The sequence below is a fragment of the Halomonas sp. McH1-25 genome (assembly GCF_022348165.1).
In the GTDB taxonomy this organism is placed as follows: domain Bacteria; phylum Pseudomonadota; class Gammaproteobacteria; order Pseudomonadales; family Halomonadaceae; genus Modicisalibacter.
This window is the reverse complement of sequence record NZ_JAKRFI010000002.1, coordinates 382,746-402,317: the sequence shown is the minus strand read 5'-3', so window position 1 is coordinate 402,317 and position 19,572 is coordinate 382,746. Positions and strand designations below refer to the sequence as shown.

The following is a 19,572-nucleotide window of genomic DNA, read 5'->3' as shown; positions in this document are numbered from 1 at the left end:
ACTCCGGTCTTGCTATTCTCCAGTCTTGCTATTTTAGCCTGACTGGCGGCTAGCTCCTGGGTAAATACATCTCCCCGCCACGAACGTCTGCTGCGGTTGAAACTCACTATCGAGCAGGGCCACGTCGGCATCGAAGCCGATAGCCAGACGCCCCTTGCTCGCCTGTAGCCCAAGTACCCGAGCCACATTCGTGGAAATCAGGCCCAGGGCCGACTCGAGAGGCAATACACCTTCACGAACCAGGCGTTGCCAATCCGCAATCAAGGCCGTGTTTCTTGCCACTTTCATGCCCAGGTACGCGCCATTGGCATCGAATTCAGGCAAGCTGCCATTGCAATCGGAGCTGATGGTAATGTGCGCCGAAGGAACGCCGCGCTCCAGCAATCGCAACACCGCGTCGAAGCTGGAAAGGCCATCGCCGGCCTCTTCGAACGCCGTGACATCCACACTGGCATTGAATGCCAGCGCATAATCTGCTGCCTCCTCGAGCAAGTCACGATGGCGATTCACATGGGTAGGGATCACCTGGTCGGCGGGGATTTCGGTCTCGGAGAGCAATCTTCGCAGCGGCTCCAGACCCCGCTTTCCATCGCCGACATGGAAATGGCAGATACCCCGTTTGCCGGCCAGCATGGCGCCGACACGTGTATCGCTGACGATCCGTTCGATTTCATCCTGGCGTGGCTGGCTCGAACGATGGTCCGAGATAGCGATTTCGCCCAGGCCGATGACTTCGGGAATCCAGGCCAAGTCGCGCTGGATGTCGCCGGTTAGCGTAGGCGGCGGTACGCGATACGCACCGGTATACATGTACGCTGAAATCCCTTCGCCGCGCAGCCCTCGTACCTTGGCCAGCAGGTCGGCCGGGGAGCGGCTGATGCTGTCGGTGCCAAGCACGCCCACCACCGTGCCGATTCCCATTGCGGCGATTTCCCGGGCCGAAATTTCCGGGCAGCGAGTAACACAACCGCCTTCGCCGCCGCCTCCGGTGACATGCACATGCTGGTCGATGAAGGCGGGAACGGCGATGAGATGGCGTGCCTCCACCACTTGGATAGGCCAGCCCTTGGGAATATCGAGCGCGCTGCCCAGAGCGACGATCTTTTCCCCTGCCATGAGGATATCAGTAGCCTCGAGCCGCTCGGGTGAAAAAACATCGCCTACGCGCAACAGTGTCAGTAGCCCGTCCCGGTGATCGTTGGAAGGCGTCATGGTTGTTCACCTGTGGCATCGTCCTGCTGGGTATCCGGCAAAAACCGTCTCCCGCGAAGGCGTTCGGTGGCGCTCTCGATATCCTCGATCAGCAGTACCAGCAGATCACCCTCCCTGGCCTCATCGAACGCTCTGTCGATGGCCTGACGTTCCTTCAAGACCACCTCGACTCGGCAGTCGCCGGGCACCGACTCCGCCCCGGCACGCAGCAGGCTGGCGGTGTCACCGTCGGGGCGACCACGCGGATCGGTCTCGCAGAGAAAGACGATGTCGTGCATGTTGGCAAGCTGGACACCCAGGCTGAACAGGTCCTCGTCACGACGATTGCCCGGGGCGCTGGCCACGCCAATGCGCCGCTGAGCGGGAATACGGCTGACGAGTTCGCCCAAGGCTTCGAGTGCCGGCACGTTGTGGCCGTAATCGATCAGCACTTTCATGTCGCCAGCATCGATGAAATTGGTACGTCCCGGATTCTGCCCGGGCGTCGAGTGGAACGTTTGCAGGCCCAACTGAATGTCGGCGATGCTGAGCCCTAGGGCATATGCCGCGGCGCTGGCGGCCAGAGCATTGGCAATGTTGAAACGCGCATGGCCTTCAAAGGTAATGGGGGCATCCGCCACGGGAATGATGCTGGCTTCGACATTTCCCTGGCGCATCACGATGCGCTCGTCGTGCACCGTGAAGGCCACCCCATGGTGATGCACATGCTGACGGACAGGTTGGGAGTCGGGGTCGAGAGAGAAGTAGATCACGTCCCCCCTGGCCCATTCCCGGCTCGCCAGCACGCGCGGATCATCGGCATTGAGCACGGCCGTCCCTTCCTGGCGGACGGCATCGATCACCACGCTCTTGCAGCGTGCCAGTTCATCCAGGGTACGAATGTCGTTCTCCCCAAGATGATCGCTGGCAATGTTCAACAGCACACCGACCTGGCACTCGTCGAAGCCCAACCCGCGACGCATGAGACCGCCTCGCGCGACCTCGAGCACGGCATACTCGACGGTGGGCTCGCGGAGTACGGTCGCGGCCGCCTGCGGTCCACTGTAATCGCCGCGCATGATCGTGTGATTGTCGATCTCTATCGCCCCCGTGCAGGCCATGCCGACACTGCGGCCCGACTGACGAAGCAGGTGCGCGATCAGGCGCACCGTCGTCGTTTTCCCGTTGGTTCCGGTCACTGCAACGATAGGGATGCGCCCGGCATCCGCACTGTCAGGAAAAAGCATCTCGATCACATGCTGGCCGACATCGCGGCCCGTGCCATGGGTCGGTGAAAGATGCATGCGAAACCCCGGCCCGGCGTTGACCTCGACCACTGCGGCCGACTGCTCCTCCAGGGGGCGAGACAACGTTTCGGCGAGCAGGTCGATGCCGATGATATCGAGCCCGACCAGGCGGGCGATGCGCTCTGCCGTGTACTTCACTTCAGGATGGACATCGTCGGTGACATCCGTCGCCGTGCCTCCGGTGCTCAAGTTCGCCGTGGGCTTCAGGTAGACGACGTCATCTATCGGGATGACGCTTTCCAAGCTCAGATTCTGCTGGGCGATCAGCCGATGCGTCTGCTCGTCGACGTGGATCTGTGTCAGCAGATTTTCATGACCGACACCGCGACGCGGATCCTGATTCTCTCTATCGATCAACGCCTGTAGCGTCGCCTGTCCATCGCCGACCACATGTGCCGGGCGCCGCCTCGCAGCGGCCACTAACTTGCCATCGATCACCAGCAGTCGATGATCTTCGCCCTTGACGAACTTTTCGACGATGACCGAAGAATTCCGCCGGGATGCAATGCTAAACGCTTCCTGCAATGCCGATTCGTCGAGTATGTCCGTGCTGACGCCGCGACCGTGATTGCCGATCAACGGTTTTACGACGAGGGGATAGCCGATATCGGTGGCGGCTTCGAGCGCCTCATCGATCGAATGGCAAACGCGCCCGCGCGGCACGGGGATACCGGCTTCGCCGAGCAGTCGTTTGGTCCAGTGCTTGTCGTCGGCGATGCCATAGCCGATCAGATTCGTACGACAGGTCACGGTCGCCTGGATTCGCTGCTGCCGGTGGCCGTGCCCCAACTGAATGTAACTACTGTCCTCGTCGAGGCGAGCCCAGGGAATCCCGCGGCGCTTGGCGGCCTCCACGATCGAGGCGGTGGAAGGGCCCAGCATATGCGCGTCGCGTACCTGCTTGAGACGAGTCACCACCGACGAAATATCGATATCTTCGCCATTGAATAGTCGAGCGACGATATCGACGGCTTCCACGCCGGCGGCCAGGCCGCAGGCCTCGTCCCGGTAGCGATAGACGACGTTATAGATGCCGGTATCGTAGGAATCCACCGTCTTGCCGTAGCCCACTGAAAAACCGATCACGTTCTGCAGTTCGATCGCCACATGCTCTACCACATGGCCGGCCCAGGTACCGCGTTCGAGGCGTTCCAGAAACCCGCCAGGCCGCCCTACCGAGCAGCGATGTTCGTAGAGGGTCGGCAGAAGCTCGGTGATGCGTGCGACGATGCCGGGAACGGTGTCGCTCGGCCGCGCTTCGAGTTCACCGATATCCAGGCGCATGTAAATGGCAGGATAGCGACTGTAGTAGTTCGGGCCGCGTAGCGCCCGGTGCTCGAGAATGTTCATCGCGCTTGTCTCTCCGCCAGGATGGCGTTGAGCTCGTCGGCGACGAGGTAACGCCGCGCATCGATATCGTAGCCATGGCCACTGACCATGGCGTGCAGGATCATGTTCTCGATGGCGACCGGCTCGCCCATGCTCAGCTCCGCGATATTGGAACTCGCCAGGTCCCGGCTATCGATGATGATGACGTGTCCCGGGCCGATGGTTTCCAGGATGCGGTTCGGATGAATGATGACACCCGCATCTTCGCCGATGCCGACGCCCAACTGTTCGGGATTGCTGGCCCCCACTTCCATGAGCCGTGTGAATCGACCACGCTCGAGGAAGTGGCTGTCGATGACCATGCCGCGGACGAAGCCCAGACCGAAGGTCATGTTGACCGCCCCCTTGCGCAAGGCGTCTGCCGCCGCACCGTTATAGATCATGGTGCTTGGCATGGCTGCGGCACCGGCACTGGTCCCTGCCACGACGGCACCCGCCCGCAAACGCTCGCGGATGGCCCGCAGCGTGGCCGAACCGCCGAAGACATTGGTCAGGCGAAGCTGGTCGCCTCCGGTGAAGAAAATCACGCCGCTTCGCTGGATCAACCGGACATTGTCGGCATCGGCGGCTTGCTTGCGATCCTGAATGTCCAGCGCATGGATCCGGCTCGCGCCCACGCGAGAGAAAGCCGCTTCGTAGCAAGGCAGGAGCTGTTCGGGAATGCTGCTGGCCGTGGCGATGATGGCGACTTCATCGCTGTCTTGAGGAGCAAGCTCGAAAACCCGTCGAAGGATGGCGAGTTCGGAAGTCTTGTCCTCGGCACCGCCAATGGCCACGATGTGGCCGGATACGGTGGGGGGTTGAGATGCCATATCCCCTTCGTCGCCCAGCGACGCTTTTTGAGAAAACGCTGAATCATTACCGCTACCGGCAATGTCGTAGCGCATGATGCGCTAACCCGCGTCTTCACTTATAACAGCCACGCACTGCCCTAGCCAGGTTAATGACCACTCCCCTGCCTGACCACGTCGTTGCTGTGAAATAGTGAGATTTCCGCGCTCCCGCATATTGCCCCAGCGCAGCAGCGATAACCCGCTATGCTTCGATAAACGGCAATTCCCATGCCTGTCCTGACGCCCGGCATGGGCAAGCTGCCCTCCTTGTCTGCGACCCATTGCGCCTCAGTAGCAAGGACTGCAACTGCCGAGCTCGTGCCAGGAGGCGATCATGAGTGTTCGGAACGTGTTTGTTGTCGGGCTGGATATGCGCAACCGTGAACGGCTCGAAGGTTTGCGAGGGGCCGAGAACTACCGGTTCCATGGAGTGATCGAGCCGGCGGAAGTCTACGACACGGAAATCTTTCCGATCGAAGATATGCTGACTAGCGCCGAAACCCGCCTGAACGAGTTCGATGAGCCTATCGATGCCATCGTCGGCTACATGGATTTTCCCGTCTCGACCATGCTGCCGTTGCTCTGCGAACGCTTCGGCACGCGTTCCACCAGCCTCGAGAGCTTGCTCAAATGCGAGCATAAGTACTGGAGCCGACTCGTACAACGTGAAGTGATCGCCGAGTACATTCCCCGCTTTACCGCCTTCGATCCCTTCGATGACCAGGCACTCCAGCATATCGGCGAGGCAGGGTTGTACTTTCCCTTTTTCGTCAAGCCGATCAAATCGTCGGGCTCAAGACTGGGGTTTCGCATCGACAGTCCCGAAGACTTCACCTATGCCGTAACGCGGCTATGTGAAGGCATCGGTACCATCTCTGAGCCTTTCAACTTCGTACTGGAGCATGCCAATCTGCCTGACGACGTCCGCGCGGTCGATGGCGGCCATTGCATGGCGGAAGAGATCATTGGCGGCTGGCAATGCACGGTCGAAGGTTACGTATTCGAGGGCGATGTCGTCCCGTATGGCATCGTCGACTCGATTCGCTATCCACAAGTCCTGAGCTTTTTCTATTATCGCTACCCGTCCCGCCTTCCTTCCGCCATTCAGGACAAGATGCGGCAGCTCACCCGCCAGATCATGGCTCATATCGGTTATGACAATGCCGCCTTCAACATCGAGTATTTCTGGGACGAAGTGCAAGACCGCATCTGGCTGCTGGAAATCAATACCCGCATCGCCCAATCGCATTGCGACCTGTTCGAAAAGGTCGACGGGGTCAGCCACCAGCAAGTGACCGTCGATCTGGCGCTGGGTCAGGCACCTGACATGCCGAGCCGTCAAGGATGTTTCAAGGTCGCTGGCACGTTCTTCTACCGCGTGTTCTTCGTCGATGCCACGGTCAGCCGAGTGCCGAGCAGCGAGGAAATCGAGGCATTGCAGCAGGCGTATCCCGGCACCCGGATCTCGGTGCAGGTAGAGGTCGGTACGCGCCTGTCGTCCCTTCCCGAGCAAGACAGCTACAGTTTTGCCCTGGCTTACGCCTGGATGGGGGCAGACGACGATGCCGCGCTGGAAGAAAACTATGCACGACTTGCCGAGCAGCTGCATTTCGAGTTCGAGGACATCGTTGGCTAACGGCCCTTCTTCATCGAGGTGAAGCGTAAGGAAAACAGGTAACGCTACAGGGAGCAGGCCATGCATATCGTCAGCGATTTCCCCCGCGACGTCCAGGAGGAAGAAGGCTTCATCACGTTGGCCGATGGCTGCCGACTGGGCGTACGTATCTGGCGCCCGGTGGATGCCGAGAGCGATCCGGTGCCGGCGATTCTCGAGTACCTGCCATATCGCAAGCGTGACATGACCGCGATGCGCGATGTGCAAACGCACGCCTACTGGGCCGGCCATGGCTACGCCGGGGTACGTGTGGACATCCGCGGTAGCGGCGAGTCGGACGGCGTGCTGACCGACGAATACCTGCAACAGGAACTCGACGACGGCGTCGCGATCCTGCATTGGCTGGGCCAGCAACCCTGGTGTACCGGCGATGTAGGCATGATCGGCATCTCCTGGGGCGGGTTCAATGGCTTGCAGATCGCGGCACTGCAACCGCCCGAGCTGAAAGCCGTCATCACGCTGTGCTCGACCGACGATCGTTACGCCGATGACGTCCATCACATGGGTGGCTGCCTGCTCGGCGACAATCTGTCCTGGGCCTCGACCATGTTCGATACCAACACCTGCCCGCCCGATCCGCTGCTGGTCGGTGAGCGCTGGCGGGAAATGTGGCAGGAGCGTCTTGAGGGTAGCGGATTATGGCTGGCGACCTGGCTACAGCATCAGCGCCGCGACGACTACTGGAAGCATGGCTCGGTCTGCGAGGACTTCTCGCGCATTCGCTGCCCTGTCTATGCCGTTAGCGGCTGGGCCGACGGTTACTGCAATGCCGTGTTCCGGTTGCTCGCGGGGCTCGACGTGCCACGCAAGGGCCTGGTCGGCCCTTGGGCGCACAAGTATCCCCACCTTGGCGTTCCGGGCCCCGCCATCGGCTTTTTGCAGGAGTCGCTGCGCTGGTGGGACTATTGGTTGAAGGGCCAGGAAACGGGCATCATGGACGAGCCCATGCTGCGCGTATGGATGCAGGAATCGGTGCCGCCGTCGGCCCGCTATGACATGCGCCCGGGGCGCTGGGTCGCAGAACCGAGCTGGCCATCGCCGCGGATCGAATCGCAGCACTTTCGCCTCACCAGCGGTCATGACCTGATGCCGGCCGCCCAGGAAGCTGCAGTTTCTGGAACACACGACGACGGGACGCCTCTCGCGGTACGCTCGCCGCTGTCGGTCGGGCTGTATGCCGGCAAGTGGTGTTCCTACAACGCCCCGCCGGACCTGCCTCACGATCAGCGCGACGAGGACGGCGGCTCGCTGATCTTCCAAACGGCGCGGCTCGAGCAGGCCATCGAGATTTGCGGGCAACCCGTTGTCGAGCTCGACATCGCAGCCGACCAGCCGGTGGCGATGGTGGCGCTACGGCTCAGCGACATTGCCCAAGACGACAAGGCAACCCGAATTTCCTATGGCCTGCTCAACCTGACCCACCGTGACAGCGACGAATTCCCCCAGCCACTGGAGCCCGGCAAGCGCTATCGCGTTCGCGTACCGCTCAAACACATCGCGCAACACTTTCCGGTGGGCAATGCCATCCGGCTCTCGCTCTCGACCAGCTATTGGCCGCTGGCATGGCCGTCCCCCGTCCCCGTCACACTGACCGTTCATCCTGCCGGCTGTCGACTGATCCTGCCGTGCCGCGAGACCCAGCCTCAGGAAGAAGCGGCACTGACCCAGTTTGGCCCGCCCGAGGCCGCACCGCCGCTAGCGGTGTCCCTGATACAACCGAGCCAAGAAGCGTGGCGAGTGATACGTGACCTGGCCAATGATCGGACCACGCTCGAAGTCATCAATGACCAGGGCACCTTTCGCCTCGATGACATCGATCTCGAACTCACGTCGCGGGTCGTCGAACGCTACAGCTATGCTTATGGCAACTATGACAGTCTGAGCGGCTGGACCGAATGGGAGCGCAGTTTCCGACGCGGCGACTGGATGGTACGCAGCGTGACCCGAACCTTGATGACGTCCAATGCAGACAGCTTTCGCCTGCGTGCGACGCTGGACGCCTTTGAGGGCGACAGCCGGGTCTTTGCCAAGAGCTGGGACGAGGAGATCCCGCGCGACCTCGTTTGAAAGAGGCCCTCGCCTCAGGGCAGGGAGGGCCGCAAATGGACGAACCGCACTAGTTTTGCAACGCCTGCAGGACCGACTGGCAAGACGCCCTCTCACGTTCGGCGTAGAGCGACAGCTCATCGAGTACCTTGCCTTCCAGGGCGGCCTCGAAGGCGTCGCGGTTCGCGTTGCCTGCGTAGGCATCGTTGCGGCCACCGCCGAGGTTCGATTGGAAGATACCTGCGGCACTGACCGGCAGGAAGTCTTCGTAGGTGATCGGTCGAGCCTCCACGAGACCCCGCTCGACCAACGCCTCGATATCCGTGTCGCTCACCTTGCCTGACTTGCGCCCGGCCTCGGTCAACCGATATTCGAAGAATGCCAGCTTCTGACGGCGCAGCTCCGCTTGCGTGTCGGGGAAGTCGCTGAAGACCTCGCCCAGGACGCGCTGATGTTCGGCATTGTCCAGCCCTGCCGTTCGACGACGCGATTCGCCGAGCAGCCGGTCGTAGAGTTCACGACCTTTGGCGGTCAGTGCCACGCCGCGCTGCTCGATTTCACCGAAGCGCGCCGTGTGAGTGCCCTGGCGTTCGCCGGCGAAGCGGATCGATTCTTCCAGCGCCTTGAAGCTGGTCTGGCGCAGCAGGATCGGGCAGTCACGACGCGGGGGGCCCTCGATGACCTCCTTGGGATTCATCCCCGCCTGCGGCATGCGCCGCTGAGCCTCGTCGATGTCCAGGGTGCGCGGTGTCAGGTGATTGATGTGCGGCCCCCGGAAGCAGACCACGTCGGCGATCAACCGGTGCTCGGCGTGAAGCGCCTCGTAGGTGTCCAGATCCACCGTGGCATCCTTGTGCCAGCGGAAGGTTTCCAGCGCCTCGCTCACGAAGCGCTCGGCATCTTCATCGGTGAGCCCGCCCTGCGACTCGTGGCGGGAAATCAGCTCACGTACGCCCGCGGTAAAGATGTCGCGATTGGCGAGGATCCTCGCGGCTCGCTCACGTAGGGCGTCGCTTTCGATCAGCTCGAGACGCAGCAGGGACGTGAACACACGGAAGGGGTTGTAGGCCAAGGCGTCATCGTCGATGGGGCGAAAGGCCGTCGAATGCACGGGCACGCCGGCTTCCGACAGGTCGTAGTAGCCGACCGGAACCATCCCCATCACGGCAAAGAGCCGGCGCAGCGTTGCCAGTTCCGAGGCGGTGCCCACCCGAATGGCGCCATGGCGTTCGACCCCCAGGCGATTCAGCTCATCATAGGACGCCAGGTGCTCGGCCAGCGCCGGGTCACGCTCGAGGGTTTCTTGATTGACCCGATCGACCAGCTCGAGCAGGGTTTCGTACTGGGGCACTTCGGCCTGGTACATGGCCGACATGGCCTTGGAAAAGCGATCGCGGATCTCATTTGGGGAAACGAATGTCTGGTGACTCATTGGCTCATGCCTCCCTGGCGCGCGTAATGGCGCTATATCTTGTAATGGGCAAGTATAAAGTTAATTTTTTGCGGGCCTGACATTAAATCCATCTGGAGGTAACGTAACAAAAGTTACGCCGAGTATCCGGCAAAAGAACGCTTACAACGAAATAACAATCGAGGTCGGTAGCATGGCAGAGTCAGTGTCTCATCACGGCGCGGGTCTGACCCCGGACCAGTTGGACGCCTACTGGATGCCCTATACGGGCAATCGCCAATTCAAACGCGATCCGCGGATCATTGTCGGGGCCGAAGGTAGCTATTTCACCGATGCTGATGGGCGCCGCATCTATGATGGTCTGTCCGGTCTGTGGACCTGCGGTGCGGGACATGGCCGTGCCGAGATTGCCGAAGCGGTCGCGCAACAGCTGCGGCAACTGGACTATGCGCCGGCATTCCAGTACGGCCATCCCAAGGCCTTCGAACTGGCTCATCGCATTCGCGGGCTGACCCCGCCAGGGCTGGATCATGTGTTCTTCACCGGTTCCGGCTCCGAGAGCGCCGACACGTCGCTGAAGATCGCCCGTGCCTATTGGCGCAAGAAAGGCAAGCCTGCCAAGACCAAGCTCATCGGCCGGGCCAAGGGCTATCACGGCGTCAACTTCGGTGGTTTCAGCCTCGGCGGTATCGGCGCCAACCGTACACTATTCGGCCAGGGCGTCGATGCGGATCACCTGCCCCACACTCTGCTGAAGGAAAATGCCTTCACGAGAGGCATGCCCGAGCGTGGCGCCGAGCGCGCCGAAGACCTACTGGAGTTGATCGCCTTGCACGACGCCTCCAACATTGCCGCCGTGATCGTCGAGCCCATGGCCGGCTCGGCCGGGGTGATTCCACCGCCCAGGGGATATTTGCAGCGCTTGCGTGAAATCTGCGACCACCACGATATCCTGCTGATCTTCGACGAGGTCATCACCGGCTTCGGGCGCATGGGGTCTATGACCGGCGCCGAGGAGTTCGGCGTGGTGCCGGACATCATGAACGTCGCCAAGCAACTGACCAACGGCGCAGTCCCCATGGGCGGCGTTATCGTGCAGCGCGACATCTATCAGACCTTCATGGAACAAGGGGGAGCTGACTATATGTTGGAGCTTCCCCACGGTTACACCTATTCGGGGCATCCAGTGGCCTGTGCCGCGGCGCTCGCTGCGCTGGATGTGCTCGAAAACGATCGCCTGATCGAGCGTGTCAAAGAGATGAGCCCAGTCTTCGAGGAGGCGATACATAGCCTCAAGGGCACTCGTTATATCAGCGACATACGCAACTATGGGCTTGCCGGCGCCCTGCAGATCGAGAGCCACCCTGGCGAGCCGGCACGGCGCCCCTATGAAATTGCCATGAAGTGCTGGGAAAAGGGCTTCTACGTACGCTATGGCGGAGATACCATCCAGCTCGGCCTACCCTTCATCGTCGAGCGCGCCGAGATCGACCGGCTCATCAACGTGCTTGGCGAGACCATCGGCGAACTGGCCTGAATTCTCAGCGAATCGCGAATCAGAGCCTCTCGACTGACGTCGCTGCGCAGGCAACGCCAGGATGGCAAAAGTAGCTCAACAATCAGACATGCAAAAACACTAAAGCCCGCCTAAGCGGGCTTTAGTGCTCGAAGCCTTACGGCTCGAAAGCGCAGACTAACCGAAGGTTAGAGAGGCTTGATGTTTGCAGCCTGAAGGCCTTTCTTGCCCTGGGTCACGTCAAAAGAGACTTGTTGACCTTCCTGCAGGGACTTGAAGCCGTCAGCCTGAATTTCTGAGAAGTGGGCAAACAGGTCATCACCACCATCGGAGGGAGAGATGAAACCGAAGCCTTTAGAGTCGTTGAACCACTTAACTGTGCCAGTTGCCATGTTCGAAATCCTTACGCGCTAGGCGCTTTATGCGATTGCCGGGTGCTACCCCAGATGAAGTGGGCAAAACAAGGGATATAACCAGGCTACCGAATGACTCGATTACAACTGACGATATACAACTTGCTACCTACTGAGCGCATCATGCCATAGCGAGCTGGCCCAGTCAACAGGAATGCATCGAGAAAGCTCAACGAGAAGGCATGACAGCGTTTGTGGATCGATCCGATCAGGGGACCGAGGCTATCGGTGCGCTCGGTCACCCCCATCCGTTCGTCTCTCACAGGCAACGCGGGTCCCGGTCAGCGTTCCAGCTCAGCGCCCCTGGGCGCCTCGGCGCAGCCAGTCATGCGCGAAGGCGAGCTTGCGGCGCGCGACGTCCGACAGCACGAAAGGATAGAGATCCGAAAGTCCCATCGAGCGATTGACGTTATTGACACCTACCGCAAGAGAAGCCGCGACGAAGATCAGGCGTTCGGCATCCGGTTCCGCATACGGATCCCAGTTGGGACCCGGTAACTGGGGTGAGGACAGACCCGCTGCAACGAAGCTGTCGGCGATGTCGGTCAGGTGCAGCAGGTGCGCCGTCGTTTCGGCCCAGTCTTCGTGAGGATGCGCAGAGGCATAGGTGGTCAGAAAACGTTTTTCCCAGTCGGGGGGCGGGCCGTCATGATAGTGTTTCTGCAGTGCTTTCGGGTAATCCACCCGCTCGTCGCCGAACATGGCACGAAATGCATCGAGAAAATCAGCGCGCAAGCTGAGTCGCCACCAGATCATATGCGCTATTTCATGGCGCATATGGCCGATCATGGTTCGGTAGGGCTCTTCCAGTGCCTGACGACGGGTGGTGCGTAGCACCGGGTCCGCCTCGGCCACACTGATGGTCACTACACCTTCGACATGTCCCATGGGTACCGGAGTCGGCCCCTCGGCGAGCATGTGAAAGAGCGGACGTACGCCAGGATCCTCCGGCCGGAACCAGTTCCAACGCCCCAGGTTATCGAGTACCCAGCGCTTGGCAGCCTCGGTGTGTGCCCAGTTTGGAATGGCGTTGGGAATGGCGGGGTCGGGAGCAAGTGCCGTCATGGCGCAGGACTGGCAGAAGGCTCCCTGTTCGGGAGCGATCCAGTTGCAGCCGATCACTTCACGATTGATGCAGAAGGGCGGCATGGGCAGAAAGGCCCGTGCCTGCGGGTCGTACGCTACGGGCGTGCCATCTGCAGTGGCGAGGTTGTCGAACCAGAGGGAGCCGGAACCGACGGGATTGGAAAAAACGCGCATATAAGGTCTCCATAATAGGGACCGCAAGGAAGACAGATATAAAGGATAGATGCCCTCCCCTTTAAAGCGAGCGCCAACCCCTCAGTTACCGAGCACCACCGTGCGCCCCGCATAAAGGAACACGCGTCGTTCCAGGTGATAGCTGATGGCTCGCGCCAGGGTCAGGCATTCGACATCACGCCCCTTGGCCACCAGGTCCTCCGGGTAATGGGCGTGATCGACCGGCTCGACGCCCTGCGCGATGATCGGCCCTTCGTCGAGATCGTTGTTGATGTAGTGCGCCGTCGCCCCGACCAGCTTGACGCCCTTCTCGTATGCCTGGTGATAGGGTCTGGCGCCCTTGAAGCCCGGCAGCAGCGAGTGATGAATATTGATGGCGCGCCCTGCCAGCCGCTCGCACATGGCCGGCGAAAGCACCTGCATGTAGCGCGCCAGTACCACCAGTTCCGCCCCGGTCTCCTCGATGATTTCCTGGACCTGCGCTTCCTGCTGCGGCTTGGTCTCGGGAGTGATGGGGCAATGGTAGTACGGCAGGCCATGCCATGCTGCCAGCGACTCGAGGTCCGGATGGTTGGAAATGACGGCGCGAATGTCGAGCGGCAACTGACCGATGCGGTAGCGATACAGCAAATCGTTCAGGCAATGATCGGCCTTGGAGACGAGAATCACGGTCCCCATGCGCTTGCCCGGCGAGGTCAGCTCGAACTCCATGTCGAACTCGGCAGCACGCGGGGCGAAGGCGTCGTGAAATGCCTCGCCACCGAAGCCTTCCACCTCGGGACGAAACTCGGCGCGGATGAAGAAGCGTCCACCCAGCCGGTCGTCGAACGAGTTGAGTTCGGTAATGTAGCAGTGCTGTTCCTTCAGAAAGCGCGTCACCACATCCACCGTCCCCAGGCGGCTGGGGCATTGGGCGGCAAGAATCCAGGTATCGGCCGTTCGGCTCATGGTGTCCCCATGTGTTATTGGCTTGTCAGGGATAAGAAAGGCCGGCACTAGGCCGGCCTGCTAGCTCATCGCTCCACGATGACACCGTACTCCGCGGCGGCGTCCAACAGCCAGCGGTAACAGTAGTCGGCGAAGCTTCTGCGGATCACGAGTTCCCATGTGTCCTCGGCCGGCCGGCGCAGCACGACCGAGGCCTTGGCAAACACCGTGGAGACGCCCTTGCCCACCGGGAAGGCCTGCGGGTGCACGTCGTAGGGCGTGGACTTCATGAGCACGTCACGTGCATTCTCGCCGCGCAGCGTCAGTACGGTCTGGCCGCCACTGACATTGACGATGCTGCAGTGCGCCTGACCCAGCACTTGGCGCAGCTGGCTCTCCAGCGTGAATTCCTCGCCGCCGGGCACGATGACCAGCCATTCGTCGGGGGCCAGCCACTGGATCGAGCGCTCCCCGGCGGCATCCTGCACCAGCGCATTGGGGCGGGCCGGCAACGCCAGCCCCAGCGTCTCGCGCACCGCCTCATCCAGGACGATGGCACCGCCACGCAGGATCAAGTGACCGAGAAACGCCTTCTCGCGAAGCGTCACGCCCGGCCTGGCCTCGCGGGGCGGTGTGCCCTGGCGCTGAAATGACCACGCCAGCGGCGACTCGGCTCCCGGGCTGCCGGACGGCCGGGTATTGAATTCTCTGACGTCAGACATGCTGGCGCTCTCCTTTGGGATCGACGAAAACGGGGCTGACGATTTCGGCCTCATGGACGGTGCCATCGACCATCGGCAAATAGACGGTTTCGCCCATGCGTTCGTGCCCCCCTCTCACCACGGCCAAGGCAAAGCCATGACCCAGCGAGGGGCTGTAGTAGCTGGACGTCACATGGCCCACCATGACCATGGGAATGCTCTGCTTGGGATCGAAGACGATCTGCGCGCCCTCTTCCAGCACCACCTTGGGGTCCTTGGGCTTCAGGCCGACGAACTGCTTGCGATCCGTGCGCCGGGTGTCTGAGCGCGACAGGGCGCGCTTGCCGATCCAGGAGAACGGCTTGTCGTAACCGATGGCCCATTGCATGCCCAGGTCCTCGGGCGTGACCGACCCGTCGGTATCCTGACCGACAATGATCAGGCCCTTCTCGGCACGCAGCACGTGCATGGTCTCGGTGCCGTAGGGCGTCAGATCGTATTTCTCGCCGTGGTCGAACAGGGTCTTCCAGACGTGCATGGCGTAATTGGCCTGCACGTTGATTTCGAAGGCCAGCTCGCCCGTGAACGAGATGCGGAAGACGCGCGCCGGCACGCCGGCGACCGTACCCTCGCGCCAGTCCATGAACTTGAACTGCTCCTTGTCGAGGTCGATGTCGGTGACCTCGGCCAGCAACTTGCGGGCATCGGGCCCGGTCACGGTCATGGTCGCCCAGTGGTCGGTCACCGAGTTGAAGTAGACCTGCAGGTCCGGCCATTCCGTCTGGTGCCAGAGCTCCAGCCACTCCAGGACGCCAGCGGCACCGCCGGTAGTGGTGGTCATCAGGAAATGGTTCTCGCCCAGGCAACTGGTCGTGCCGTCGTCCATGAGCATGCCGTCGTCCTTGCACATCAGCCCATAGCGTACCCGGCCCGGTGCCAGCTTGGCCCACTTGTTGGTGTAGACGCGGCCCAGGAACTCACGCGCATCCGGCCCTTGGATGTCGATCTTGCCCAGCGTCGAGGCGTCGAGGATGCCGACGCGTTCGCGCACTGCGAGACATTCGCGGGCCACCGCCTCGTGCATGCTCTCCTTTTTCCCATTGACGGTGCGCGGGAAGTACCACGGACGCTTCCATTGCCCCACGTCCTCGAACTCGGCGCCGTGCTCGACATGCCACTGGTGCAAGGCGGTGTAGCGCTCGGGATCGAACAGCTCGCGGCAGTGACGCCCGACGATGGCCCCGAAGGTGACCGGCGTATAGTTGGGCCGGAACACGGTGGTGCCCACCTCGGGAATCGAGCGCTTCAGGCAGCGCGCGGCAATCGCCATGCCGTTGATGTTGCCCAGCTTGCCCTGATCGGTGCCGAAGCCCATCGCGGTGTAGCGCTTGACGTGCTCGATGGACTCGAAGCCTTCGCGGGTCGCCAGCTCGATGCCCGCCGCAGTGACGTCGTTCTGCAGATCGACGAACTGCTTGGGCGCGCGCATGGTCTGTTTTTCGTGCGGCACCTGATACAGCGCACAGGCCTGGCCGTCCTGGCGGGCAGCGACCTGAGGCAGTGCCGAGGCGTCAGCGGCAGTGTCGATGCCCACGGCCCGTGCCACACGCGTGCCGACGTCGGCGCCATCGCGAATGACGTCGTTGAGCGGATAGACGCCATGCGCACCACCCGCCGGCGTGAGACCTTTCACCTCGCCAGGCACGAAACCCAGGATATCGTCCCGCCATGTCGGCCGCGAGCCGGTATGCGACGCCAGATGAATGACCGGGCTGTAGCCGCCGGAGCTGGCGATGGTGTCACAGGCCAGCTCCTCGACCTTACCAGCCACCTTGAACAGCTTGGCGTCGATTCGGGCGACCCGGGCGCCGCTGACCCGATCGGCGCCCTTGGCCTCGATCACGGCGCTTTGCGTGATGATGCGGATGCCCAACGACTGCGCCTTGTCGACGAGATCGCCCCTGGGGTTGTCACGCGCATCGACGATCGCCACCACTTCGCGGCCCGCTTCGTGCCAATCCAGCGCGGCGCGATAGGCATGATCGTTGGTCGCGGAGAGGACCAGCTTGCGGCCGGGGACCACCCCGTAACGACGAATATAAGCGGATACGGCGCCGGCGATCAGATTGCCGGGCACGTCGTTGTTGGCGTAGACCAGCGGACGTTCATGGGCGCCGGTGGCCAGCACGACCTGCTTGGCGCGCACGCGGTGCAAACGTGAGCGAACCTGACGACGGCTACCCACTGTGGGTGCGCTATCGGCCAGATGTTCGGTACGCCGCTCGTGCAGCGTCACGAAGTTGTGGTCATGGTAGCCATTGGCGGTCGTGCGCGGCAGCAAAGTCACGGTTTGCATTCCGCCGAGCTCGTTGAGAACACGATCGACCCATTGCACGGCGGGCGCATCGTCGATCAGTTCGCGGCTATCCAGCAGCGAGCCGCCCATCTCCTCCTGCTCGTCGCAAAGAATGACCCGCGCCCCGCTGCGTGCCGCCGTGAGCGCTGCGGATAGCCCTGCCGGGCCGGCGCCGACGATCAGCACGTCACAGTGCTGATTGATGTGGTCGTAGCTGTCCGGATCGGGTTCGGTGGGGCTACGTCCCAGACCGGCGCTCTTGCGGATGTACTTTTCGTAGGTCATCCACAGCGAGGCTGGCGCCATGAAGGTCTTGTAGTAAAAGCCCGGCGGCATGAACGTCCCGCTCAGCTTACCCACCATGCCCATCAGGTCGCGCTGAACGTTGGGCCAGCCGTTGGTGCTGCGCGCCGTGAGCCCTTCATAAAGCCCCTGCTGGGTGGCGCGCACGTTGGGCACCTGGGCCGCTTCGCTGGCTCCCAGCTGGACTACCGCATTGGGCTCTTCCGCCCCGGCGGCGACGATGCCGCGCGGACGCGAATACTTGAAGCTGCGGTTGACGACATCGATGCCATTGGCCAGCAAGGCGGAGGCCAGGGTGTCGCCGACGTAGCCTTCATACGACTTGCCATTGAAGGTGAATTTCACTGTATGGGAGCGGTCGATCCGGCCCCCTTGCGACAGTCGATTGACTTGGCTCATACCCGCGCCCCCTGGTTTGATGCATCTTTCAATGCTTCGCTTTCTGGACGGGCACCCACCGTTTGCCAGCCGCCCGAGGCCGCCTGGACACCGGCCTGCTTGTCTTTTTCAGCAAGGCTTGCCGCCGTCACTGCTGGCTGCTCACCCATCTTGTACGTTTCGAGAATCTCGTAGCTCACCGTGTGCCGGGTAATATTGAAGAACTTGCGGCACCCCAGGGCATGCACCCATAGCTCGTGGTGCACGCCGCGCGGGTTGTCACGGAAGAACAGATAGTCCCCCCACTCTTCATCGGAACACGTCTCGGGATCCGCAGGACGCTGAATGTGCGCCTGCCCCTTGGGATGAAATTCCTCTTCCTCGCGGTGCTCTTCGCAGTAAGGACAGTAGATATGAAACATTTTCCCTCCAACACCGTGGATGAGAGCCATCGTTTTTCTGCGCCAGCGAGCGGTGTGATGGCAAGGCGTTCGGCAAAGAAGGAACCGGAATGTACGTGTTTGTACATGAGGATTCCGACGTGTCGAACAACGCCGCCATCGCGCGGCGCAGCTCGCAGAAACTAGTGTGCGACGCCGGCGGCGCCATGCTCGTCGACCAACGCCCCCGTGTGGAAACGGTCGATGGAAAACGGCGCGGCGATAGGATGCATCTCGCCCTTGGCCAGGCTGGCGGCGAATACGTGCCCCGAACCCGGCGTGGCCTTGAACCCCCCGGTACCCCAGCCGCAGTTGAAGAACAACCCCTTGACCGGCGTGGCCGAGAGGATGGGACACGCGTCGGGACACGTATCGACGATGCCGCCCCACTGACGGTTCATGCGTACCCGCGAGAAGATCGGGAACATCTCGACGATGGCCTGCAGGGTATGCTCCACCGTGCTGTAGCTACCGCGCTGACCATAGCCCAGGTAGCCATCGATCCCGGCGCCGATGACCAGGTCGCCCTTGTCCGACTGGCTGATATAGCCGTGCACATGGTTGGACATCACCACGGTGTCGAGAATCGGCTTGAGCGGCTCGGAGACCAGCGCCTGCAGAGGATGCGATTCCAGCGGCAGCTTGAAGCCGGCCATCTTGGCCAGCACGCCGGAGTTGCCGGCCGCCACGCAGCCGACGGTCTTGGCCCCGATGTCACCGCGGTTGGTATGTACGCCCACCACGCGTCCGTCGAGGATCTTGAAGCCAGTGACCTCGGTCTGCTGGAGAATATCGACGCCCCGCGCATCGGCGCCGCGGGCGAAGCCCCAGGCCACCGCATCGTGGCGTGCCACCCCGGCGCGCGGCTGCCAGGAGGCACCCATGACCGGATAGCGTGCGTTCTTGGAACAGTCCATGATCGGCACCAGTTCCTGCACGCCCTTGGCATCCAGTACCTCGCTGTCGATGCCGTTCAGCCGGTTGGCGTTCACGCGGCGCTGGATGTCGCGCATGTCCTGCAGGGTATGGCCGAGGTTCAACACCCCGCGCTGCGAGAACATCACGTTGTAGTTGAGGTCCTGCGACAGCCCCTCCCAGAGCTTCATGGAGTGCTCGTAGAGGGCCGCCGCCTCGTCCCACAGATAGTTGGAACGCACGATCGTGGTGTTACGCGCGGTATTGCCGCCGCCCAGCCAGCCTTTCTCGATCACCGCGACATTGGTGATGCCGTGTTCCTTGGCCAGGTAATAGGCCGTGGCCAGACCGTGACCACCGCCGCCGACGATGATCACGTCGTATTCTTTCTTGGGCGTGGGGTTGCGCCACTGGCGCTGCCAGTTTTCATGATGGCTGAGTGCGTGCTTGACCAACCCGAAGCCGGAATAGCGTTGCATAGACTTTCTCCTCGATCGGCCCCCTGGGAGCC

Annotated in this window: 14 protein-coding genes; 3 read left to right on the top strand and 11 right to left on the bottom strand. The window is 61.9% G+C overall.

Features of this window, described 5'->3' with window-relative positions; genetic code table 11:
• Positions 1-33: 33 nt before the first annotated feature.
• Genes iadA through MHM84_RS08270 form a run of 3 tightly spaced genes read right to left on the bottom strand, consistent with a single transcriptional unit; the run spans position 34 to position 4,699 of the window.
• On the bottom strand, positions 34-1,212 hold the full coding sequence (iadA, locus tag MHM84_RS08280; RefSeq protein WP_239264735.1) for a beta-aspartyl-peptidase: 1,179 nt from the start codon (positions 1,210-1,212) through the stop codon (positions 34-36).
• A complete protein-coding gene (cphA, locus tag MHM84_RS08275) occupies positions 1,209-3,848 on the bottom strand; it encodes a cyanophycin synthetase (RefSeq protein ID WP_239264733.1) in 2,640 nt (879 codons plus the stop codon). The genes iadA and cphA overlap by 4 nt, the downstream gene beginning before the upstream one ends.
• Entirely contained in the window at positions 3,845-4,699 is an 855-nt protein-coding gene (locus MHM84_RS08270; protein WP_239264731.1) for a cyanophycinase, read from the bottom strand. Before MHM84_RS08270 ends, cphA begins: the two co-directional genes overlap by 4 nt.
• Before the next feature lie 355 nt (positions 4,700-5,054).
• Between MHM84_RS08270 and MHM84_RS08265 the strand changes: the two genes are divergently transcribed.
• Positions 5,055-6,356, top strand: a complete 1,302-nt coding sequence (locus tag MHM84_RS08265) for an ATP-grasp domain-containing protein (protein ID WP_239264729.1) — start codon at positions 5,055-5,057, stop codon at positions 6,354-6,356.
• 60 nt (positions 6,357-6,416) lie between these two features.
• On the top strand, positions 6,417-8,462 hold the full coding sequence (locus MHM84_RS08260) for a CocE/NonD family hydrolase (RefSeq protein WP_239264727.1): 2,046 nt from the start codon (positions 6,417-6,419) through the stop codon (positions 8,460-8,462).
• A gap of 49 nt (positions 8,463-8,511) precedes the next feature.
• On the opposite strand, the gene MHM84_RS08255 is transcribed toward MHM84_RS08260, so the two are convergent.
• Positions 8,512-9,873, bottom strand: a complete 1,362-nt coding sequence (locus MHM84_RS08255) for a VOC family protein (protein ID WP_239264725.1) — start codon at positions 9,871-9,873, stop codon at positions 8,512-8,514.
• A gap of 172 nt (positions 9,874-10,045) precedes the next feature.
• Between MHM84_RS08255 and MHM84_RS08250 the strand changes: the two genes are divergently transcribed.
• Positions 10,046-11,389, top strand: coding sequence for an aspartate aminotransferase family protein (locus tag MHM84_RS08250; RefSeq protein ID WP_239264723.1), 1,344 nt, complete (start codon positions 10,046-10,048; stop codon positions 11,387-11,389).
• Positions 11,390-11,556: 167 nt separating this feature from the next.
• Here MHM84_RS08250 and MHM84_RS08245 read toward each other — a convergent pair whose 3' ends face one another.
• The 7 genes from MHM84_RS08245 to MHM84_RS08215 form a co-directional block, all read right to left on the bottom strand.
• Positions 11,557-11,760, bottom strand: a complete 204-nt coding sequence (locus MHM84_RS08245) for a cold-shock protein (protein WP_239264721.1) — start codon at positions 11,758-11,760, stop codon at positions 11,557-11,559.
• Between the two features lie 315 nt (positions 11,761-12,075).
• Positions 12,076-13,041, bottom strand: coding sequence for a putative zinc-binding metallopeptidase (locus MHM84_RS08240; protein WP_239264719.1), 966 nt, complete (start codon positions 13,039-13,041; stop codon positions 12,076-12,078).
• 81 nt (positions 13,042-13,122) lie between these two features.
• Entirely contained in the window at positions 13,123-13,989 is an 867-nt protein-coding gene (gene purU, locus MHM84_RS08235; RefSeq protein ID WP_239264717.1) for a formyltetrahydrofolate deformylase, read from the bottom strand.
• 65 nt (positions 13,990-14,054) lie between these two features.
• On the bottom strand, positions 14,055-14,690 hold the full coding sequence (gene soxG, locus MHM84_RS08230; RefSeq protein ID WP_239264714.1) for a sarcosine oxidase subunit gamma family protein: 636 nt from the start codon (positions 14,688-14,690) through the stop codon (positions 14,055-14,057).
• On the bottom strand, positions 14,683-17,727 hold the full coding sequence (locus tag MHM84_RS08225; protein WP_239264711.1) for a sarcosine oxidase subunit alpha: 3,045 nt from the start codon (positions 17,725-17,727) through the stop codon (positions 14,683-14,685). The genes soxG and MHM84_RS08225 overlap by 8 nt, the downstream gene beginning before the upstream one ends.
• Complete coding sequence (locus tag MHM84_RS08220; protein ID WP_239264709.1) at positions 17,724-18,128, bottom strand: sarcosine oxidase subunit delta; 405 nt, start codon at positions 18,126-18,128, stop codon at positions 17,724-17,726. The genes MHM84_RS08225 and MHM84_RS08220 overlap by 4 nt, the downstream gene beginning before the upstream one ends.
• Before the next feature lie 161 nt (positions 18,129-18,289).
• Positions 18,290-19,540, bottom strand: a complete 1,251-nt coding sequence (locus tag MHM84_RS08215; RefSeq protein ID WP_239264706.1) for a sarcosine oxidase subunit beta family protein — start codon at positions 19,538-19,540, stop codon at positions 18,290-18,292.
• Positions 19,541-19,572 lie beyond the last annotated feature (32 nt).

Excerpts from the sequence above, each read along its gene's own strand:
- iadA (WP_239264735.1), bottom strand. The coding sequence starts at position 1,212 with ATGACGCCTTCCAACGATCACCGGGACGGGCTACTGACACTGTTGCGC.
- cphA (WP_239264733.1), bottom strand. The coding sequence starts at position 3,848 with ATGAACATTCTCGAGCACCGGGCGCTACGCGGCCCGAACTACTACAGT.
- MHM84_RS08270 (WP_239264731.1), bottom strand. The coding sequence starts at position 4,699 with ATGGCATCTCAACCCCCCACCGTATCCGGCCACATCGTGGCCATTGGC.
- MHM84_RS08265 (WP_239264729.1), top strand. The coding sequence starts at position 5,055 with ATGAGTGTTCGGAACGTGTTTGTTGTCGGGCTGGATATGCGCAACCGT.
- MHM84_RS08260 (WP_239264727.1), top strand. The coding sequence starts at position 6,417 with ATGCATATCGTCAGCGATTTCCCCCGCGACGTCCAGGAGGAAGAAGGC.
- MHM84_RS08255 (WP_239264725.1), bottom strand. The coding sequence starts at position 9,873 with ATGAGTCACCAGACATTCGTTTCCCCAAATGAGATCCGCGATCGCTTT.
- MHM84_RS08250 (WP_239264723.1), top strand. The coding sequence starts at position 10,046 with ATGGCAGAGTCAGTGTCTCATCACGGCGCGGGTCTGACCCCGGACCAG.
- MHM84_RS08245 (WP_239264721.1), bottom strand. The coding sequence starts at position 11,760 with ATGGCAACTGGCACAGTTAAGTGGTTCAACGACTCTAAAGGCTTCGGT.
- MHM84_RS08240 (WP_239264719.1), bottom strand. The coding sequence starts at position 13,041 with ATGCGCGTTTTTTCCAATCCCGTCGGTTCCGGCTCCCTCTGGTTCGAC.
- purU (WP_239264717.1), bottom strand. The coding sequence starts at position 13,989 with ATGAGCCGAACGGCCGATACCTGGATTCTTGCCGCCCAATGCCCCAGC.
- soxG (WP_239264714.1), bottom strand. The coding sequence starts at position 14,690 with ATGTCTGACGTCAGAGAATTCAATACCCGGCCGTCCGGCAGCCCGGGA.
- MHM84_RS08225 (WP_239264711.1), bottom strand. The coding sequence starts at position 17,727 with ATGAGCCAAGTCAATCGACTGTCGCAAGGGGGCCGGATCGACCGCTCC.
- MHM84_RS08220 (WP_239264709.1), bottom strand. The coding sequence starts at position 18,128 with ATGTTTCATATCTACTGTCCTTACTGCGAAGAGCACCGCGAGGAAGAG.
- MHM84_RS08215 (WP_239264706.1), bottom strand. The coding sequence starts at position 19,540 with ATGCAACGCTATTCCGGCTTCGGGTTGGTCAAGCACGCACTCAGCCAT.